Origin of the sequence: Bradyrhizobium sp. RD5-C2 (genome assembly GCF_019972155.1) — a bacterium.
Classification (GTDB): domain Bacteria; phylum Pseudomonadota; class Alphaproteobacteria; order Rhizobiales; family Xanthobacteraceae; genus Bradyrhizobium.
Map to the genome: position 1 here is coordinate 1 of NZ_BOVL01000006.1, position 19,612 is coordinate 19,612.

The following is a 19,612-nucleotide window of genomic DNA, read 5'->3' on the forward strand; positions in this document are numbered from 1 at the left end:
GGGTCGTGAAATCCGATCGGCGAGCGCGGAAATTCGGGTGTGCCTCCCGGCGGCAGGTCGTGATCCCAGGTGATTTCGCCGTCCGCGACCTTGAGATCGCAGACCAGTGGCAGGAGGTACCCGCAGGTCATCGCGTCAACGAACGGCGGGCAGCGCTTGATGGTGTCCTCGTCGTGCAGGTTGATCGAGGAGAAGGCCGTTGCCGGCATGGTCTTGAGCCAGTCGGGAACGCCTTGGGCCGCCGGGACCGGTCGCGGGATCAGTCCTTCGAGCTGTTTCGGACAGCGAAATTTGAGCGTCAGCTTGTTGTTGTTCGTCATTGGGCGCTCCAGTGCGCCCGATCGACCTACATGATGATGTCGTGAATTCGCGCTCACGATCGATTGATGGCGACCTCAGCCATGCGTCCGACAAACGCCAATCCGTTGCCGCCCTCATCGGAAGCAGGGGCAGACACAATCTGAAGCAAACGGGAAACGCCGGGCGCGCTAGCTCACGAGATACTTCGCCACCGCCGGCTCGTTCCATTCGATGCCGAGCCCGGGACCGCGGGCCGTCACTGCGCCGTCGATGATCTCGGCGGGCCTTGCGAGGATCGCGCCCGCGAAGTCGAGGAACTCGAGCCAGTGCGCGGTCGGCGTCACTGCGAGCAGATGCGCGCTGACTTCCGCGAACAGATGGCTCGACATCGGGATCGATGCGGCATCGGCCTGTCCCGCGACCTGCATCCAGCCGGTGACGCCGCCGACCTTCATCACGTCGGGCATGATGAAGTCGGATGCGCCGGCCGCGATCGCCTCGGCGAAACCGCGGGGAAACCACCAGTTCTCGCCGGCCTGGATCGGCGTCGGCGAGGTCTCGCGAACCCTGGCGTGACCGGACAGGCTTTCCTGCGGTACTGGCTCCTCGATCCAGTGCAGATCGTAGGGCGCAAGGCGGGCGATGCGGCGGGTGGCTTCCGCCGGATCGAGCGACTGGTTGAAATCGATCATCAGCGCGATGTCGGGGCCGAGCAGGGCGCGCACGCCCTTCACGACGCGCTCGTCATTGGCGGCATCGCCGTCGCCGCCCTTGATCTTGATGCCCTTGAAGCCTTGGTCGAGCGAGCGGCGCAGCGCGCGCTCGTCCGCTACGGGATCGACCGCGCCATAGCTGTCATAGGCCTTGATCGGCCTCGCCGAGCCGCCGAGCAGCGCGACCAGCGGCCGGCCGCCGAGCTGACCGAGCACATCCCAATAGGCCATGTCGAGGCCCGACACGGCCATACCGACCAGACCCTGCGCGCCGAGCAGCCGGAACTTGGCGTCCATCGCCTTCAACAGATCAAACGGGGCGACCGGCCTGCCGATCAGCTCGCGACCGATCTCCTCGATCAGATAGCAGAGAGGGTGAAGTGTGAGCTTGCTGTAGGCGAAGATGTAGGTGCGGCCGGTAACTCCTTGATCGGTTTCGACATCGATCAGCACCAGCGGACCGGAATCGATCACGCCAAACGCGGTCTTCACAGGACGCTTGAGCGGCACCACGACGCTTCGTGCCTTCACTCCGCGAATCGCTGCAACTGTCTGGCTCATCGGTGCTTCCTTTGGCGGTTTCCACTTCTTGTTATTGGATACTGTACCATCGCAGCAGCCGCGGCGCGGCCCAATCGGTCGCGACCTGCTCGATCAAATAGCGGCCCGGATATTCGGCGAGGAAGGCGATGCGCTGGGTCTGGCCCGGTTCGACCGCGAGCGTGTCGAGCCAGAACGGCTTCCAGCCATCGTCGAGCCGGTCGAGCAGACGGAAGTGATGGCCGTGCAGATGAAAGGCGCTGGCGATTGCGCTCGGGTTGGTCAGGGCCAGCACGACGGTTCGGCCTGCCTTGGCCTGAAAGGCCGGGGCGGTGGAGGGCTTGAACTCCGCCGGGCGGAACCAATCGGTTGGCGTGCCCAGCGCCAGATCGAATCTCGCTGCACTCTTGAGATCGAGCTGGGCGGGCATGTCGTTGCCCGGTAGCGGCGGGGCCGGCGGGAACGGCGCCGTCCGGATCGGCGGTTCGTTCGAGACAACCAGCTTGCCGACCGGGCGGGCCTGCTTGCCGTCGTGCAGTAGGATCGGGAAGCTGGTTCCGGCCAGACCGGTCGCATCGACAAAGACGTCCGTACGGCCCCCCGGAGCCAGGATCAGCGCACCGTTGCGGGCCGGGAACGGTTCGGCCGGCTGGCCGTCGATCGCCATCACGCGGACGTCGAGGTTCTCGAGCTTGACCGCCAGCACACTGCGTTGGCTGCCATTGATAAAGCGGAGTCTGAGGCGGGCATTGGCCGGTGCCGAGATATCGTATGAGGTCTTGCCGTTAATTGTATGAATTTGCGTCGAATCTTTCGGGTCGCTTCCAGGCGGGATCGCGGTTCCATCGGACTGCAGGCGCCACTCCTCGATCAGCAAGACCTCGTCGCGGTCGATCGCCACCGGCGAGGTGCCGGTCACGATCAGCGGGCGCGGTCGTGCCGGCGCCGTGCCATCCCCGAACAGCGGTTCGCACAGGAACGTGCCGGCATGCCGAAGCGGCAGCTGAAAGCTATCCTTTGCCCCTGTGGCTAGAGGCGCCCGGGAGGCCAGCGGCTCCGCGGCCGGGACGCCATCGAGCCCGCGGCAATCAAGTACGGCTGCAACCGGCAGCTCGTTGCCGAACGTCACGTCGAGGACCTCGCCGCGCTTGAAGCGGAGGTCGCCACTGCCGAGCGACCAGACTGGGGTCTCCGGGGTGCCCGGACGAAGCAGGATGCGGTCGGTTTTGGCCTGCAACGCGACTGCCGTCCGGCCCTGTGCCCAGCCGGGGCTCGGCCAAGCGGGGCAAAGCGCCGCGGCGCCGAGACCGGCGATCAGGTCGCGCCGGGTGAGGGAAAGTTCGGGCCTTGCTAGGGGGCTTGCCATCCGGCCGATGCGGACCATTTTCAAGTGTACCTGTCCAGTCGCGATCGGTCGCAGGGCGGGCTCTCCAGCGGCCATTTTTTTGCTGCGAACCGGTGGGCGCATGTTATAAGCCCGGCCGCCCGCGGCATCGCGGCCGGACTGGATGCTTTTCGCGCGGGCGTGGCGGAACTGGTAGACGCGCTGGATTTAGGTTCCAGTGACGAAAGTTGTGGGGGTTCGAGTCCCTCCGCCCGCACCAAGCGCTTACAGCGTTTGCATGACGAATTCTTGGAGAACCTTGAGCCCCGAAGGGGACGAGGGTTCGCCGAACCCACAGACGTTAGGCCGCAAGGCTCACCGTCGAACAGACTGGACACTGCCACGGCCGCTCGGGCCGCGGCAAAAGCGGAAGAAGATTGATACCATGCAGGTCACCGAGACCCTCAACGAGGGACTGAAGCACGAATTCAAGATCAGCGTTCCGGCATCCGATCTCGATGCCAAGGCGGGCGCCAAGCTGGTCGACCTCAAGGACAAGGTCCGTCTCAACGGCTTCCGTCCCGGCAAGGTGCCGGTCGCGCACCTGAAGAAGATCTACGGCCGCTCGGTCATGGCCGAGACCATCGACCAGACCATCAGCGACACCAACCGGCAGATTTTCGAAGATCGCGGCTTCCGCCTCGCCGGCGAGCCGAAGATCACGATGCCGACCGAGAAGGACCAGGTCGAGGAATTGCTGTCGGGCAAGACCGACCTGACCTACACCGTCGCGATCGAGGTCGTGCCGCAGATCCAGCTCGCTGATTTCAAGTCGTTCTCGGTCGAGAAGCCTGTGGTCGATGTCTCCGACGCCGACGTCGACGATGCCATCAAGCGTGTCTCCGAGGGCAGCCGTCCGTACAATGCCAAGGCCGAAGGGGCGGCGGAGAAGGGCGACCGCGTCACCATCAGCTTCAAGGGCACCATCAACGGTGAAGCCTTCGAGGGCGGCACCGGCGAGGGCATTCAGGTCGTGATCGGCGCCGGCCAGTTCATTCCGGGCTTCGAGGAGCAGCTGATCGGCATCGGCACGGGCGAGACCCGCACGCTGAAGGTCCCGTTCCCGAAGAACTACCTCAATGAAAAGCTCGCCGGCCAGCCGGCCGAGTTCGAGACCACGGCGACGCTGATCGAGGCGCCCGGTGAGGTCACGGTCAACGACGAATTCGCCAAGACGCTCGGCCTCGAGTCGCTCGACAAGCTCAAGGAGCTGATGCGCGAGCGCCTGACCGCCGAGTTCGCCGGTGCGACCCGCCAGAAGGTCAAGCGCGCGCTGCTCGATCGGCTCGACGAGAGCCACAAGTTCGAGGCCCCGCCGTCGCTTGTCGCGGAAGAGTTCAACCTGATGTGGAACTCGATCAAGGCCGAGATGGACTCGACCGGCAAGACCTTCGCCGACGAGAACACCACCGAGGATGCGGCCAAGGACGAGTACCACAAGATCGCCGACCGCCGCGTCCGCCTCGGCCTCGTGCTCTCGGAGATCGGCGAGAAGAACAAGATCACCGTGACCGACGACGAGGTCTCGCGCGCTGTCATCGAGCGCGCGCGCCAGATGCCGGGCCGCGAGAAGGAAGTCTGGGATTACTACCGCAGCAACGCCCAGGCGCTGGCCCAGCTCCGCGCCCCGATCTACGAGGACAAGGTCGTCGACTTCGTCCTGGAGCTCGCCAACGTGACCGAGAAGAAGGTCTCGAAGGATGAGCTGTTCAAGGATGAAGACGCCGAGAAAACTGCCGCTTAATTGCGGCACCTCGCGTTAATGATGAACCGTGAAAGCACGCCTGCGACGGGCCTCCGTCGCTAGGCGCGCCGACGCGAATCGGCTTGAACTTCTGCGACCTGCCCAGTTGGCTAGTGCCGGTCTTGTCGGCCGGAAATTGGCCCATATCTGGGTTAAGCCTTAACGTTCTGCATCACCCCTAACCCTTGGGTTCTTTCATGCGCGATCCCGTTGAAACCTACATGAACCTCGTGCCGATGGTCGTCGAGCAGACCAATCGCGGCGAACGCGCCTACGACATTTTCTCGCGCCTGCTGAAAGAGCGCATCATCTTCGTCACCGGCCCGGTGGAGGACGGCATGTCGACGCTGACCGTCGCGCAGCTGTTGTTCCTCGAGGCCGAGAATCCGAAGAAGGAAATCTCGATGTACATCAACTCGCCGGGTGGCGTGGTGACGTCGGGCCTTGCGATCTACGACACCATGCAGTTCATCCGTCCGCCGGTATCGACGCTGTGCACGGGGCAGGCGGCCTCGATGGGCTCGCTGCTGCTGGCAGCCGGCGAAAAGGACATGCGCTTCTCGCTGCCGAACTCGCGCATCATGGTGCACCAGCCGTCCGGCGGCTTCCAGGGCCAGGCCACCGACATCATGCTGCACGCTCAGGAGATCCTGAATCTCAAGAAGCGCCTCAACGAGATCTACGTGAAGCACACCGGCCAGACCTACAAGGCGATCGAGGACGCGCTCGAGCGCGACAAATTCCTTACTGCCGAGGATGCCAAGACGTTCGGCCTCGTCGACAAGGTCATCGACAAGCGGCCGGAAGACCCGTCGGCGGCCAAAGCGGCCTGACGACGCCGGCTGATCTGGACAGGCGACCCGGGGCGTCGGTGTGATCTCCACATTGACGCCTCACATAGTCGGCAAAGCAGGACGGCGGAGTACCTCGCAAGCGCATACGCTGGGCCAGAAAGTTCCGCTTTCGTGCTCATGGCCCGGCGTGGTAATCCCGCAACGTTCCGTGGATTTCGACGCGTATTCCACGTACGATCGTGGAAAATCACGGTATTGTCACGGTCTTGAGCCTGCCCCCCGATTAGCGAATTCTTGATAGTCGGGTGCCAGCATGGTTGGCTGTAATGCATCGGCTATGATCGCGGAGATTCAAATAAACCGTGATCCACACGGTCAGTATTGCGTAGGGTCTTTTTTGGTACGGAATTTGCTCTATCTACCCAATACTCCGGTTTTGTGCCGGATTGGGTCGATCTGGCAAACGAGGTCGAACGGCGGACGGAGATAATGAATGAGTAAGGTCGGCACGAGCGACGCCAAGAACACGCTATATTGCTCGTTCTGCGGCAAGAGCCAGCATGAAGTTCGCAAGCTGATTGCCGGACCGACTGTCTTCATTTGTGACGAGTGTGTCGAACTCTGCATGGACATCATTCGCGAGGAGAACAAGTCCTCGCTGGTGAAGTCGCGCGACGGCATCCCGACACCGAAGGAAATCTGCAAGGTCCTGGACGACTATGTGATCGGCCAGAGCCATGCCAAGAAGGTGCTGTCGGTCGCCGTTCACAATCATTACAAGCGGCTTAACCATCAGACCAAGCACAACGACGTCGAGCTGGCGAAGTCGAACATCCTGCTGATCGGTCCGACCGGTTCGGGCAAGACGCTGCTCGCGCAGACGCTGGCCCGCATCCTCGACGTGCCCTTCACCATGGCTGACGCCACGACGCTGACCGAAGCCGGCTATGTCGGTGAGGACGTCGAGAACATCATCCTGAAGCTGCTGCAGGCCGCCGACTACAACGTCGAGCGCGCGCAGCGCGGCATCGTCTATATCGACGAAATCGACAAGATCAGCCGCAAGTCCGACAATCCCTCGATCACCCGCGACGTGTCGGGCGAGGGCGTCCAGCAGGCGTTGCTGAAGATCATGGAAGGCACGGTGGCCTCGGTCCCGCCGCAGGGCGGCCGCAAGCATCCGCAGCAGGAGTTCCTGCAGGTGGATACCACCAATATCCTGTTCATCTGCGGCGGTGCCTTCTCGGGCCTCGAGAAGATCATCTCCGCGCGCGGCCGTTCGACCTCGATCGGCTTCGCGGCGCAGGTGCTCGCGCCGGAGGATCGCCGTACCGGCGAGATCTTCCGTCACGTGGAGCCGGAGGATCTGCTGAAGTATGGCCTGATCCCGGAATTCGTCGGCCGTCTGCCCGTCGTCGCGACGCTGGAAGACCTCGACGAGGCCTCGCTGAAGAAGATCCTGACCGATCCGAAGAACGCGCTGGTGAAGCAGTACCAGCGGCTGTTCGAGATGGAGAACATCGAGCTCACCTTCGCCGACGAGGCGCTTGGCGCGGTCGCCCGCAAGGCGATCGAGCGCAAGACCGGTGCGCGCGGCCTGCGGTCGATCCTGGAGAGCATCCTGCTCGAGACCATGTTCGACCTTCCGGGCCTCGAAGGTGTCGAGGAAGTTGTGATCTCGCGCGAGGTCGTCGAGGGCACGGCGCGTCCGCTCTACATCTATGCTGATCGTTCCGACCGCGCCGTCGAGAGCAGCGCGAGCGCCTAAGGCGCAACTTTCTGTCGTCGCAATTCATGCGGCTGCCGGGCGATCCGGCGGCCGTTGTGGCGCAGCAGCAGGCCATTTTCGCGTCGCAGTAAATGCCTGTTTAGCCTATATTTCCCGGCACTTCTCAGACTTGACACCCCCCCGCCTGATAGCCACCTAATGCTATCGGTGAGGGATCTCATGTGCTGAGATTCGTCGCTTTACGATGCGGAATATGCGGCTGCTGACGGCAATCTAATTCCGGATCACCAAGGCACCTTGTGGCGGTTGCGCAAGCAGGCGGACTGCGTGCAAGGGGGCAAAACAAAAGGATAAGGCCATGACGACATCAAAACCCCGGCCAACGATCGTCCACGGCGAAAGCCACTCCTATCCGGTGCTGCCGCTCCGCGACATCGTCGTCTTCCCGCACATGATCGTGCCGCTCTTCGTCGGCCGCGAGAAATCGATCCGCGCGCTCGAAGAGGTGATGAAGAACGACGCGCTGATCATGCTCGCGACGCAGAAGAACGCGTCCGATGACGATCCGGCTCCCGATTCAATTTACGAGACCGGTACGCTCGCCAGCGTGCTGCAGCTCCTGAAGCTGCCCGACGGCACCGTGAAGGTGCTGGTCGAGGGCCTCGAGCGCGCGCGTGTCGAGAAGTATTCCGACCGCAGCGAGTATTACGAAGCGACCGCGGTCGCACTCGCCGACGCGGACGCCACCTCGGTCGAGGCCGAGGCCTTGGCGCGTTCAGTCGTGTCTGACTTCGAAAGCTATGTGAAGCTGAACAAGAAGATCTCCGCCGAAGTCGTCGGCGTGGTTCAGGCGATCACCGATTTCGCCAAGCTCGGCGACACCGTTGCCTCGCATCTCGCGGTCAAGATTGCCGATCGGCAAGCGATCCTGGAGACGTTGTCCGTCACCCAGCGCCTGGAGAAGGTGCTCGGCCTGATGGAGAGCGAGATCTCGGTGTTGCAGGTCGAGAAGCGCATTCGCTCGCGCGTCAAGCGCCAGATGGAGAAGACCCAGCGCGAGTATTACCTGAACGAGCAGATGAAGGCGATCCAGAAGGAACTCGGCGACGACGAAGGTCGCGACGAGCTCGCCGATCTGGAGGAGAAGATCTCCAAGACCAAGCTGTCCAAGGAAGCGCGCGAGAAGGCCCAGCACGAGCTGAAGAAGCTGCGCCAGATGTCGCCGATGTCCGCGGAAGCGACCGTCGTGCGCAATTATCTGGATTGGCTGCTGTCGATTCCGTGGGGCAAGAAGTCCAAGGTCAAGAAGGACCTCGAGGCCGCGCAGGCGGTGCTGGACTCCGATCACTACGGGCTCGAGAAGGTCAAGGACCGTATCGTCGAGTATCTCGCGGTGCAGTCGCGCGCCAACAAGCTGACCGGACCGATCCTGTGCCTGGTCGGGCCTCCCGGCGTCGGCAAGACCTCGCTCGGCAAGTCGATCGCGAAGGCGACCGGCCGTGAGTTCGTGCGCGTGTCGCTCGGCGGCGTGCGTGACGAGGCCGAGATCCGCGGTCACCGCCGCACCTATATCGGCTCGATGCCCGGCAAGATCATCCAGTCGATGCGGAAGGCGAAGACCTCGAACCCGCTGTTCCTGCTGGACGAGATCGATAAGATGGGCGCCGATTTCCGCGGCGATCCGTCGTCGGCGCTGCTGGAGGTCCTGGACCCCGAGCAGAACTCGACCTTCAACGACCATTACCTGGAGGTCGACTACGACCTGTCCAACGTGATGTTCATCACGACCGCGAATACGCTGAATATTCCGGGACCGCTGATGGACCGCATGGAGATCATCCGGATCGCCGGCTACACCGAGAACGAGAAGGTCGAGATCGCGCGCAAGCATCTGATCCCGAGCGCGCTCTCCAAGCACGGTCTGGACTCCAAGGAATGGTCGATCGACGACGCGGCCTTGCTGTTGATGATCCGCCGCTACACCCGCGAAGCGGGCGTGCGTAATCTGGAGCGTGAGCTCTCCACACTCGCCCGCAAGGCGGTGAAGGAGCTGATGATCTCCAAGAAGAAGTCGGTGAAGGTCACCGAGGCGAACATCGAAGAGTTCCTCGGCGTTCCGAAGTATCGCTTCGGCGAGATCGACGATGAGGATCAGGTCGGTATCGTCACCGGTCTGGCGTGGACCGATGTCGGCGGCGAGCTGTTGACCATTGAAGGCGTCATGATGCCCGGCAAGGGCAAGATGACCGTCACGGGCAATCTGCGCGACGTGATGAAGGAGTCGATCTCGGCGGCGGCGTCCTACGTCCGCTCGCGTGCGATCGTCTACGGCATCGAACCGCCGATGTTCGATCGCCGCGACATCCACGTTCACGTGCCGGAGGGCGCAACGCCGAAGGACGGTCCGTCCGCCGGCGTGGCGATGGCCACCGCGATCATCTCGGTCATGACCGGCATTCCGGTCCGCCACGATGTCGCGATGACCGGCGAGATTACGCTGCGTGGTCGCGTGCTGCCGATCGGCGGTCTGAAGGAGAAGCTCTTGGCTGCCGCGCGCGGTGGCATCAAGACGGTGCTGATCCCGGAGGACAACGCCAAGGATCTCACGGAGATTTCCGATGCGATCAAGGGCGGTATGGAGATCATTCCGGTCTCGCGGCTGGATGAGGTCGTTGCCAAGGCGCTGACCCGCGTGCCCGTGCCGATCGTCTGGGAAGAGGAGACCAGCAAGGTCGACGTCAAGCCCGACGCTTCAGATGAGGCGTCCGGTGGCCTGACGGCGCACTGAGCGAAACTCCAATCGAAATAATGAAACGGCGCCTTCGGGCGCCGTTTTTGTTTTGGCTCTGGTGCGGATGGGAGGCCGATCTCGCGCACGAGACCATGCGTTGACAATAAATGCCGTCTGGCGGTCAGAGCGTCACGTCGCGGACGAAATCGTTTGATGCAGTCTGGCCTTCGACAAGAAGCGTTTCTGAAGCCGATCCTAGATCCGAAGGAAGCGATCAGATGACCACGCAGCCTGGAGCGCCACTGCCCCCTGACGATGTCAACCGGAACCTTACGCTGGCGCATTTCGACGATCCGATGCTACGCCATGTCTCGATCGTCGGCGGTACCTACACCATCCTCGTGTCCGGCGAGCAGACCGGCGGCCGCTACTGTCTGATCGACATGCTGGTGCCGCCCGGCGGTGGCCCGCCGCCGCACCGTCACGAGTTCGAGGAGATGTTCACCATTTTCGACGGCGAGGTTGAGTTGATCTTCCGGGGGCAACCATATCGGGCAGGCGCCGGCTCGACCGTGAACATCCCCGCAAACGCGCCTCACGCGTTCAAGAACAGGTCCGACAAGCCGGTCCGTATGCTCTGCATGTGCACGCCGGCAGGCCAGGAGGAGTTATTCCTGGCAGTGGGCGATCCGGTCGCGAGTCGTACTGCGCCGCCGCCAAACCTCAGTCAGGCCGAGCGAGCTGAACGCATTGAAAGAGCAAAGGCACTGTCCGCGAAATACCGGACCGAATTATTGGCATGAGGCATCTGGTCTCGCCGCGGGCCGCCAGATGAGGCTAGCGGGTTGCCCTGTGCGCCGCGAGGTGCGCAGGGTTGCCAATGCACCACCGTGCGCAACTACTCCTTTTTCTCGACGAGGAAATTGCCGATCGCCCCGAGCGCCATCAGCACGCTGGTGCCGAGGAACACCGCGCGCATGCCGATATGGCCGCCGATGAATCCGCCGGCGAGCGGGCCGATCACCTGGCCGGCATATTGCGCCGAGATCGAATAGCCCAGCATGCTGCCGGTGACCGTGTCGGGTACGCTGTGCCGGATCACGCTTGCGATGCAGGGCAGCAGGCCCCCGAGCGCGAGCCCCATCAGGAAGCGGAGCAGGATCAGCTGCCAGCCGCTGACTACGAAAGCTTGCGGGATCAGCAGCAGTGCGGATGCGGCCAGGCAGATGGTGATGATCCGCCAATGGCCGACGCGATCGGCGAGCTTGCCGAGATGCGACGACGACAGCAGGCTGCCGAACGCCGCTGCCGACATCACGAGGCCGGCGACGAACGTCACCTGCGGCGTCTCGACCAGCTGCGCGACATAGACCGTGATGATCGGCTCGATCGACATGTTGGCAATCATCAGCAGCAGGCCGGTGCCCCACATCGCGATCACAGGACGCTTGTCCGGAACCAGCGACCAGCCGCCGCGCGCCTTGGCGCCTTTCACCGACTTCGGGCGTGCCTCCTCGCGGATCAGGAAAGTGGTGCCGAGGAAGGTGATGAAGATGACGCCGCCGATCAGGAAGAAGGTCGCGCGGATGCCGATCAGGCCCGGCAGCACGCCGCCAATCAAGGGACCGACCAAGCTGCCGGCCATGATGCCGGCCGACAGCACGCCGATCGCCCAGCCGGAGCGCGCCTTCGGTGTCTGCGAAGCGACCAGCACGGTCGAGCCGGAGGCGTAGCCGCCGAGCAGGCCGGTCAACAGCCGTAAGCCGACCAGCTCATAGACATTGTGCGCCATGCCGATCAGCGACATGGCGACCGCCATGCCGAGGCTGGCGCGGATCAGCATCAGCTTGCGGCCATAGCGGTCCGCAAGCCGTCCCCACAGCGGCGCCGTCAGCGCCGCGCTGAAGAAGGTCGCGCCGTAGGCTACGCCCGACCATTGCACGATGGCGGCATGGTCGGTCACGCCGAGCTGCTCGACATAAAGCGGCAGGAACGGCAACAGCAGCGTCATCCCCACGATGGTCGTGAAGGATCCGATCACGCAGACGACGAGGTTGCGCCTCCAGGGGCCGGCGTCGAGGGCCGCCTCGCGATCGATCTCCATGTTCATGTCAGCGCAGCCCGATCACGGCGAAGCCACGCGCCCGCAGGCCGCGACGGTCCTCGTTGAGCGAACGCAGCAGGCGATCTCGGGTGTCGGTGATGTGATCGGCGGCCTCGCGCGCAGCGGAATCCGGATCGTTGGCCTTGATGAAGCCGAGAATGCGCCGGTGCTCGCGCCAGGCCTGCTCGCGCGAAGGTTCGGTCCACACCTCGAGCCAGCGTGCCCGCGACAGCCGCGTCATGGCGCCCGCGATCGCCTTGACGATGAAGGGATTGCCGGAGAGGCGTGCGATCTCGACATGGAAATCGGTGCCGACCCGGTGCCATTCCTCGCGCGGCGCACCGGACTGGCAGGCATCCAGCATCTCCTCGACGCCGGCGATGTCGGCCGCGCTCGCCCGCGCGCAGGCGAGGCGGACCGCCGTCGTCTCCAGCGGGATCCTGAACTCCGCCAGCGCCTCCAGCTCACCGAGGTCGATCGGTGCGACGATCCAGTTGCGGCCGTCGCGGCGGACCAGCTCTTCACCTTCGAGCCGCACCAGCGCGGCGCGGATCGGCGTGCGCGATCCCTCGAACCGGCTCTCGAGCCAGCGCTCCGTCAGCCGCTCGCCCGGGCCGAGGTCGAGGGAGAGGATCATCTCCCGGAGCTGGTCGTGGATCTGAAGCATCTGCGACATGGCGGTCTGCCGGTGTGGGAGTAGGTTTTTGGAGTATTGTCGACGCATCCCGAATTGGTATCCCAAACAATCCCGTTTTGGGATACCAGTATTGTCCCAACGGGGCACCACACCGTGTCCCGGATGCCTTGCGGGGCCGCATCTCCGGGAACGACCTCTTGGCGACAGCCTTATTGGACAACGCCGACTTGGGAGAGCGCGGATGCAGATCGACGGGCAATGCCATTGCAGCGCCGTGACCTATCAGACCGAGATCGATCCCGAACGGGTGTCGATCTGCCATTGCACGGACTGCCAGGCGCTGACCGGCTCGCCCTATCGCGTCACGGTGATCTGCGCCGCCGAGCAGGTCCGGCTGACGGGAGGTGCGCCGAAGATCTACGGCAAGCGGGGCGACAACGGCCGAATCCGCTTCCAGCATTTTTGCGGCGACTGCGGTTCCCCGTTGTTCACGAGCGGCGAGGATGGCGGTCCGGACGATTGGGGAATCCGCTGGGGCAGCATTCGCCAGCGCGGCGAATTGACCCCGCGACGCCAGGTCTGGCGCCGCTCCGCCGCGCCCTGGATCAATGATCTCAAGGGATTGCCGGCGCGGCCCAATGATTGAAGCCCAAGGATTGAAGCCTACGGATTGGGGCCTTGCGGCCCTCGCGACCTTGCGCCCCAGGGGCGGGCGAGGCTAAAGAGGCGCGCAGGTAAGGGCGGCTAGCTCAGCTGGTTAGAGCATCTCGTTTACACCGAGAGGGTCGGGAGTTCGAATCTCTCGCCGCCTACCAGCCTTCGCTCCTCATGGCTACGGCTCGGCGAGCCAGCTTTTGCGGATCAACTCAACCGCTTGTTCGGTCCGCAGGGCGAAGGCTGTCGCGCCGAAGCTCGAAGAGCGAAGGCGGACTGGTTCATCAGGAATCGCTGCTGTTCCCCGCGAGCTACGAGCCGAGGCGGACAAAAGTATGACTGCCTTCATCATCATTCTTGCCGCGCAGATTTGATGCCGGCACGGCTGCGATGCTAATCTCTCCGCCTAACCGGGAACTCGATGCATGCGCAAACTCGCCGCGATTTTTCTTCTCACCATGATTGCCGGACCGGCATTGGCGCAGCAGGACCACGTTCAGCGCTATCGCGAAGAGATCGAGAAGTCGCCGTCGGATGTGGCCAACGAGGCGCGGCAGCAGCGCGCCTACCAGCGCGCGCTCAGCGGCGTGCCGGACCAGAAGCCGACCGACCCGTGGGGCATCGCACGCAGCAATGACGGACAGGGTGCCCCGAAGGGGACTGCCGCCAAGACGCCTGCGCCGAAGCCGGCCAAACCGACGAGCGCCGCCGCCAAATAATTCGAGAGGGCGGACCAGGTCGATGAAGCACTACGTCTGCAAATTGACCGGGCCGCGCCCGACCTTTCCGCAGGACATGACGCCGCAGGAAGCCGCCATCATGCAGGCGCATGTCGCCTATTGCGGCGAATTGCTGCAAGCCGGCAAGGCGCTGATCTTCGGGCCGGTCGCCGATCCCGCCGGCGTCTGGGGACTGGGCGTGCTGCAACTACCTGACGATGCCGATCCGCAGGAGATCGTCGCCAACGATCCCGTCGTCAGGGCCAATGCCGGATTCACCTATCAGGTGATGCCGCTGCTGCGCGCGGCGACGCGCGAGAGTTGCTAGAGTCTCTGGAAGCTTCTCAACAAGGTTGGATCGCATGAACGCAGGCCATCCGCAGAACGCCGATCAGATTGCATATTGGAACGGGCCAGGCGGTCAGCGCTGGGCGTCCAGGCAGGCCGCGCAGGATATCGTGCTGCAGCCGGTGCTCGACCTCCTGATCGATCGCGCCGCGCCGAAGGCCGGCGAGCGCATCGTCGATGTCGGCTGCGGCAGCGGCGCTTCGACGAATGGGTTTGCGAACAAGGTGGGGCCGTCAGGCCATGTGTTCGGCGTCGACGTCTCCGGGCCGATGCTGGAGCGGGCACGAGAGAGCACGCCGAAGGATGCGCCGGTCACCTATGCGCTCGCCGACGCCACGGTCTACCCGTTCGATCCCGCAAGCTTCGATCTCCTGGCGTCGCGCTTCGGCGTGATGTTCTTTGCCGATCCGGCCGTGTCGTTCGCCAATCTGCACAAGGCGCTGAAGCCGTCGGGCCGGCTCGCCTTCGCCTGCTGGCAGGAGCCGCGCGAAAATCCCTTCTTCATGGCGCCGTTGCAGGCGGTCTACAAGCACGTGCCGAAGCTGCCGCAGCTTGGTCCCGACGACCCCGGCCCCTTCTCATTCGCGTCCGAAGCGCGCGTGAACCGAATCCTCGGCGAAGCAGGGTTTGCCGGCGTCGCGATGGAGCCCTGCCGGCTTGAGTTCGACGTCGCGATCGGGCGCGGAATTGACGCCGCCGTCCAGAGCGCGCTCGAGATCGGGCCCGCCAGCCGCGCACTGGAAGGACAACCGGATGACCTACGGGCCGCCGCCGTCACGTCGATCCGCGAGGCGTTGACGCCGTTTGCGAAGGGCGATTCCGTGCTGCTGCCCGGCGCGATCTGGATCGTGACGGCGCGGGCCTAGAGAATAAGTTGGTGATTTCGTCATTGCGAGGAGCGTAGCGACGAGGCAATCCATCTGTCCTCACACGCGTAGCATGGATTGCTTCGCTTCGCTCGCAATGACGGCGAAGCGGCGCGGGTCGCTAGGCGGCCTTCTCTTCCCAGATCATCGCCAGATGCACGATGGTCTGCACGGCCTTCTCCATGTCCTGGCGGCTCACCCATTCGAGCCGCGAATGGAAGGCGTGCTCGCCGGCGAAGATGTTCGGGCAGGGCAGTCCCATGAACGAAAGCCGCGAGCCATCCGTGCCGCCGCGGATCGAGGTTTTCACCGGCGATAGCCCGGCGCGCTCGATCGCCTCGATCGCATAGGCGACGATCTGCGGGTGGCGATCGATCACCTCTTTCATGTTGCGGTATTGCTGCTTGACCTCCATGCGGTAGGTCGAGCGCGGATATCCCTTCATGACGTCCTGCACGATCTTTTCGAGCAGCGCTTCCTTCTGCTTCAGGCCTTGCTCGGTGAAATCGCGCACGATGAACTCGATCCGCGCGTTTTCCAGGGCCCCCGAGATCGCGACCGGATGCAGAAAGCCTTCCTTGCCCTCGGTGGTCTCGGGCGAACAGGTATCCTTCGGCAGGCGATCGACGATGGCGGCCGCGATCTTGATCGCGTGCTCCATCTTGCCCTTGGCGAAGCCTGGATGGGTCGCGACGCCTTCGATGATGATGCTGGCGCCGTCGGCGGAGAAGGTCTCGTCCTCGATATGACCCGCGGTCTCGCCGTCCATGGTGTAGCCGAAATCGGCGCCGAGCTTCTTGATGTCGACCTTGTCGACGCCGCGGCCGATCTCCTCGTCCGGCGTGAACAGGATCTTGATGGTGCCGTGCTTCACCTGCGGGTTGGTGACGAGGAAATGCGCGGCATCCATGATCTCGGCGAGGCCGGCCTTGTTGTCGGCGCCGAGCAGGGTGGTGCCGTCGGTCGTGATGATGTCGTTGCCGATCTGGTCGGCCAGCGCTTCGTGCTCGGCGGCGCGGATCACCTGCGAGGCATCGGCCGGCAGCACGATGTCGCCGCCGCGATAATTCTTCACGAGCTGCGGCTTGACGTTCTTGCCGGTGCAGTCGGGTGAAGTGTCCATGTGCGAGCAGAAGCAGATAACCGGCACCGTCTTGTCGGTGTTGGGCGGGATCGTCGCATAGACGTATCCGTGGGGATCAAGATGCGCATCCGATATGCCCATCGCCTGCAACTCGGCGACCAGCAGGCGGCCGAGATTCTTCTGCTTCTCGGTGGAGGGCGTGGTGGGTGAATCGGGATCGGACTGGGTGTCGATCACGACATAGCGCAGGAAGCGCTCGGTGACGGTGTGCTTGAAGTCGAGAGCCGGTGCCAGCATGAAGACCGCGCAGGAATGGAGGACAGGAACAAGACGCTCAGGCGAAGTTGGTTCGCGCAAGCAAAGCGCATCGAGAGACAACTCTACAACAGAAAAGCGCCACTCCGGGGCCGCGTCGCGAGCCGGAATGGCGCTTGGTATCAAGCAAGTTAAGGACCTAAACGGCTTCCTTCAGCTCCTTGGCGGCGCGGAAGGCGACCTTCTTGCTCGCCTTGATGTGGATCTGCTCGCCGGTTGCCGGGTTGCGGCCCATGCGGGCGGCGCGCTTGCGAACCTGGAGGATGCCGAGGCCTACGATGCGGATCCGCTCGCCCTTCTTGAGGTGCTTGGTGATCCGGGTGACCATGTCGGTCAGGATCGCCTCGGTCTGCTTCTTGGACAGCTCCTGCTCTTCGGCGATGGCCGCCGCCAGGTGCTTCAGCGTGATCGTCGCCGGGGTCGCTGCTTTCTTCGCCACGTGTGGCCCTCCTCGTTGCTGAATGGCTGGATTGCTGCTTTCACGCGAATGGCGCGCCGTTCGCGTCGGGAAAATGCGTCCGGAAAAGTCCTGAAACCGCCGGTTCTGGGAATGGGCAGCGCCGGGTCCGGCCACAGGAAACCCAGACGTATCAGGCCTTATTTGATTCGGGGCTTTGCTGACTACGCCGATTCCCCTGAAAACAGGCGACAACTCGCGTCCACAACGCGAAAATACCCGCGCTGTGCAGGGCTCCGCAACGTGCTTGACTATCCGGATGCGGGCCTTTATGCCCTCGATCCTGCGCGGATCAATCCGATGATCGGCATCCGCGGGAGTAGCTCAGTTGGTTAGAGCGCCGCCCTGTCACGGCGGAGGCCGCGGGTTCGAGTCCCGTCTCTCGCGCCAGTCTTATCAAGCACTTAGACCCAGGTTCCAGATTTAAGGCGTGTCGCGCGCAGCGCTGTCATGACACCTTGAACGCCCTTGTGCTCGGGCTTTCCGCGCTCCGATAGTCGCCACCTCTCAGACGATCTCGATCGCTCGTTCGCTCCCGGCAATCGCGTGATCCTCATTCACGCGCGCAATCTGACACTCCGCGACGCCCGACACGATCAGCCAGGTTTCCGGCTTCGCTCCTTCGCCAATCACGACCGTTGCGTCTTGATCCGGGAGTGCCTGGAGCAGTTGAAGTAGCTCGCGGACTTTCATCGACATGCTTCCTGGAGACCGGCCAACTGGTTCGCCTCTCACGCGAACATCACATCGGCTGATGCGGTAGTGACTATCGCCACCCAGACCAGCGAGAAACGGACGTACGTCAGGTCTCGGTTCGAGCGCGGAGCGTAACGCGCGAGCCTGACGTCAGCCTTACTCTCATGGCATCGCCCTCGGCGACAGCGGTCGCAGCCAGTGAGCGGAAACCACATCAGCGGTTCCACCGGCTTGCGGAACTCAGGCGCTTTCGATGGGTCTTAAAGTTGCCGGAGTAGGCGAAGGGAGTTCAGGACATTCAAACGACGCGAGCGCGGATATCTTGTTGTCGAACATCCTGCCGTGAACGGGATCTCGCCGTATCAGAGCATCATCGTTCTCCGAAGAAGTGAGGCCGCCACAGGATCGTATTGGCGTTGCTTCGTGGCGGCTGTCGATCGGTCAGGCCGCGACACCGGCGGCATCGATGGGCCGCGTTGACTGTTGCTGATGATGCGAAGCTTCCGTTCGCCATTCGGGCGTCAGCCACCACAGCAGGAACAGCAGCGCGATCCCGTTCGAGGCCAGGCTTGTCGTGAGCGGCACGTTCATGATCGCCTGAACGGCGATGCCTGACGACACCGCGATGAAGCGTGGTGATAGGTGCCGCGAGACCATCGACCCCACCGACAGGATCAGGCCGCACACGAGCGCCGAAACCGGGGCGAGCGCAAGACCAACCGACGCGATGCCCTCGGTGGCGAGGAAGGAGGCGTTGAAATTGCCGTCCCGGTAGATCGCTCCGAGCGCCGGGCCGAGCTCGCCATAAGGGCAGGCGGTCACCTGTCGCACGATTGATATCTGGCAGAAGCGGGTCAGGTCGCGGTGTGCAAAGAAGTCGGCATATTGATCAAGGGCGAGCGATGGGATTGCGAGGAAGCGCAGGTTGATGGCGCTGAACACGACGTAATCGCGGTCGGCGCCGAGCATGGCAAACGCCGTCAGCCCGATGATCATCGGAATGAGAAATGCGAGCACCGTGGCCAGCCGCGGGTTGAACCGGCCGAACAGCCAGAACAGAAACGGCAGCCAGATCGGCAGCAGCAGCACGGTCTTGTTGTTGACCACCGGATAGAAGCAAAGCGCAAACAGCAACACGCAGGCGGCCTGTATCCATTGCCGACGCGACGCGAAATGCGCGAACAGATAGGGCAGCACCGCGCCGATGATGATTCCAGTGAGATAATTCAACAGCGCCGGCCGCGTGACGGCGTTGCGCGCTGCGCCATAGGGATTGCCGAGATTGGCGCCGTACGAGATGTCGGCGACCAGCACGGCGAAGGACGACGCCAGCAGCAGCAGCGTAATGCGTTTGATCGCCGCATCAGAAAGGCCGGGCCGCCACACCGGCATGTTCTGGAACATCAGGGGGATCATGGCAGTGGTCAACGCGGCGATCATGGCCCAGCGGGCGATGGCATGCGGATAATCGAACGCGCTGAAGAAGCTAAGCCAGACGAAGCCGAACACCGCTGACAGCAGCGCGAAGCTCACCAGATAACCGAAGCTGAAGCGGCACGCGACGAACGCCGGGATGAAGAAGGCCATCATCGCCGTGCCGAGGATGGCCTCGGCAGTGATGCCGGAGCGCCAGACATGCATCGCCGGGAACGCGTGCCCGCAGGCGATCATCGAGGCGGTGCTGATGACGAAGAAGGCGAAGATTGTGACCCCGACAGTCAGGTCGTCGCGCGTCAATTGCATCGGCCCGTCCGATTCGAAAGCTGTGTGACAGCTAGCAAGTCGGCCTTGGGCTAA

17 protein-coding genes, 3 tRNA genes and 1 pseudogene are annotated in these 19,612 nt (G+C 63.5%); 12 read left to right on the forward strand and 9 right to left on the reverse strand.

The window, feature by feature from the left end; all coding sequences use genetic code 11:
- From BraRD5C2_RS04900 to BraRD5C2_RS04910, 3 genes and pseudogenes are all read right to left on the reverse strand, one after another.
- A pseudogene (locus tag BraRD5C2_RS04900) lies at positions 1–320 on the reverse strand (hypothetical protein); the annotation flags it as partial.
- Between the two features lie 168 nt (positions 321–488).
- Positions 489–1,574, reverse strand: coding sequence for an enolase C-terminal domain-like protein (locus BraRD5C2_RS04905; protein ID WP_223967217.1), 1,086 nt, complete (start codon positions 1,572–1,574; stop codon positions 489–491).
- Between the two features lie 31 nt (positions 1,575–1,605).
- The gene (locus tag BraRD5C2_RS04910; protein ID WP_223967316.1) at positions 1,606–2,937 is read right to left on the reverse strand and encodes a multicopper oxidase family protein; all 1,332 of its coding nucleotides are present in this window, start codon (positions 2,935–2,937) and stop codon (positions 1,606–1,608) included.
- 135 nt (positions 2,938–3,072) lie between these two features.
- On the opposite strand from BraRD5C2_RS04910, the gene BraRD5C2_RS04915 reads away from it, so the two are divergent.
- The 6 genes from BraRD5C2_RS04915 (at position 3,073) to BraRD5C2_RS04940 (ending at position 10,738) form a co-directional block, all read left to right on the forward strand.
- A tRNA-Leu gene (locus tag BraRD5C2_RS04915) sits at positions 3,073–3,157 on the forward strand.
- Between the two features lie 165 nt (positions 3,158–3,322).
- Positions 3,323–4,681: a trigger factor gene (gene tig / locus BraRD5C2_RS04920; RefSeq protein ID WP_223967218.1), complete on the forward strand. Its 1,359-nt coding sequence runs from the start codon at positions 3,323–3,325 to the stop codon at positions 4,679–4,681.
- A gap of 197 nt (positions 4,682–4,878) precedes the next feature.
- Entirely contained in the window at positions 4,879–5,514 is a 636-nt protein-coding gene (locus tag BraRD5C2_RS04925) for an ATP-dependent Clp protease proteolytic subunit (protein ID WP_223967219.1), read from the forward strand.
- A 454-nt stretch (positions 5,515–5,968) separates the two neighbouring features.
- Positions 5,969–7,243, forward strand: coding sequence for an ATP-dependent Clp protease ATP-binding subunit ClpX (clpX, locus tag BraRD5C2_RS04930; RefSeq protein ID WP_024583449.1), 1,275 nt, complete (start codon positions 5,969–5,971; stop codon positions 7,241–7,243).
- Positions 7,244–7,562: 319 nt separating this feature from the next.
- Entirely contained in the window at positions 7,563–9,992 is a 2,430-nt protein-coding gene (gene lon, locus BraRD5C2_RS04935) for an endopeptidase La (protein ID WP_223967220.1), read from the forward strand.
- 221 nt (positions 9,993–10,213) lie between these two features.
- Positions 10,214–10,738: a cupin domain-containing protein gene (locus BraRD5C2_RS04940; RefSeq protein ID WP_223967221.1), complete on the forward strand. Its 525-nt coding sequence runs from the start codon at positions 10,214–10,216 to the stop codon at positions 10,736–10,738.
- Between the two features lie 95 nt (positions 10,739–10,833).
- On the opposite strand, the gene BraRD5C2_RS04945 is transcribed toward BraRD5C2_RS04940, so the two are convergent.
- Both BraRD5C2_RS04945 and BraRD5C2_RS04950 read right to left on the reverse strand, forming a co-directional pair.
- Positions 10,834–12,045, reverse strand: a complete 1,212-nt coding sequence (locus BraRD5C2_RS04945; RefSeq protein WP_223967222.1) for an MFS transporter — start codon at positions 12,043–12,045, stop codon at positions 10,834–10,836.
- 1 nt (position 12,046) lies between these two features.
- Positions 12,047–12,715, reverse strand: a complete 669-nt coding sequence (locus tag BraRD5C2_RS04950; protein WP_097673524.1) for a GntR family transcriptional regulator — start codon at positions 12,713–12,715, stop codon at positions 12,047–12,049.
- Between the two features lie 202 nt (positions 12,716–12,917).
- Here BraRD5C2_RS04950 and BraRD5C2_RS04955 point away from each other — a divergent pair, with 202 nt between their 5' ends.
- From BraRD5C2_RS04955 to BraRD5C2_RS04975, 5 genes are all read left to right on the forward strand, one after another.
- Complete coding sequence (locus BraRD5C2_RS04955; protein WP_223967223.1) at positions 12,918–13,322, forward strand: GFA family protein; 405 nt, start codon at positions 12,918–12,920, stop codon at positions 13,320–13,322.
- Between the two features lie 92 nt (positions 13,323–13,414).
- A tRNA-Val gene (locus BraRD5C2_RS04960) sits at positions 13,415–13,491 on the forward strand.
- A 264-nt stretch (positions 13,492–13,755) separates the two neighbouring features.
- Positions 13,756–14,049, forward strand: a complete 294-nt coding sequence (locus BraRD5C2_RS04965; RefSeq protein WP_223967224.1) for a hypothetical protein — start codon at positions 13,756–13,758, stop codon at positions 14,047–14,049.
- Between the two features lie 22 nt (positions 14,050–14,071).
- Positions 14,072–14,377 (forward strand): YciI family protein, encoded by a 306-nt coding sequence (locus BraRD5C2_RS04970; protein WP_223967225.1) that lies wholly within the window; start codon positions 14,072–14,074, stop codon positions 14,375–14,377.
- 34 nt (positions 14,378–14,411) lie between these two features.
- Positions 14,412–15,263, forward strand: coding sequence for a class I SAM-dependent methyltransferase (locus tag BraRD5C2_RS04975; protein WP_223967226.1), 852 nt, complete (start codon positions 14,412–14,414; stop codon positions 15,261–15,263).
- Positions 15,264–15,384: 121 nt separating this feature from the next.
- On the opposite strand, the gene pepT is transcribed toward BraRD5C2_RS04975, so the two are convergent.
- Both pepT and BraRD5C2_RS04985 read right to left on the reverse strand, forming a co-directional pair.
- Positions 15,385–16,644, reverse strand: a complete 1,260-nt coding sequence (gene pepT / locus BraRD5C2_RS04980) for a peptidase T (RefSeq protein ID WP_223967227.1) — start codon at positions 16,642–16,644, stop codon at positions 15,385–15,387.
- Positions 16,645–16,801: 157 nt separating this feature from the next.
- Positions 16,802–17,125, reverse strand: coding sequence for an HU family DNA-binding protein (locus tag BraRD5C2_RS04985; RefSeq protein ID WP_223967317.1), 324 nt, complete (start codon positions 17,123–17,125; stop codon positions 16,802–16,804).
- A gap of 307 nt (positions 17,126–17,432) precedes the next feature.
- Here BraRD5C2_RS04985 and BraRD5C2_RS04990 point away from each other — a divergent pair.
- Positions 17,433–17,509: transfer RNA gene (locus BraRD5C2_RS04990), tRNA-Asp, on the forward strand.
- A gap of 117 nt (positions 17,510–17,626) precedes the next feature.
- Here BraRD5C2_RS04990 and BraRD5C2_RS04995 read toward each other — a convergent pair.
- Both BraRD5C2_RS04995 and BraRD5C2_RS05000 read right to left on the reverse strand, forming a co-directional pair.
- The gene (locus tag BraRD5C2_RS04995; protein ID WP_223967228.1) at positions 17,627–17,812 is read right to left on the reverse strand and encodes a hypothetical protein; all 186 of its coding nucleotides are present in this window, start codon (positions 17,810–17,812) and stop codon (positions 17,627–17,629) included.
- Between the two features lie 444 nt (positions 17,813–18,256).
- Positions 18,257–19,558: a hypothetical protein gene (locus BraRD5C2_RS05000; protein ID WP_223967229.1), complete on the reverse strand. Its 1,302-nt coding sequence runs from the start codon at positions 19,556–19,558 to the stop codon at positions 18,257–18,259.
- Between the last annotated feature and the right edge of the window lie 54 nt (positions 19,559–19,612).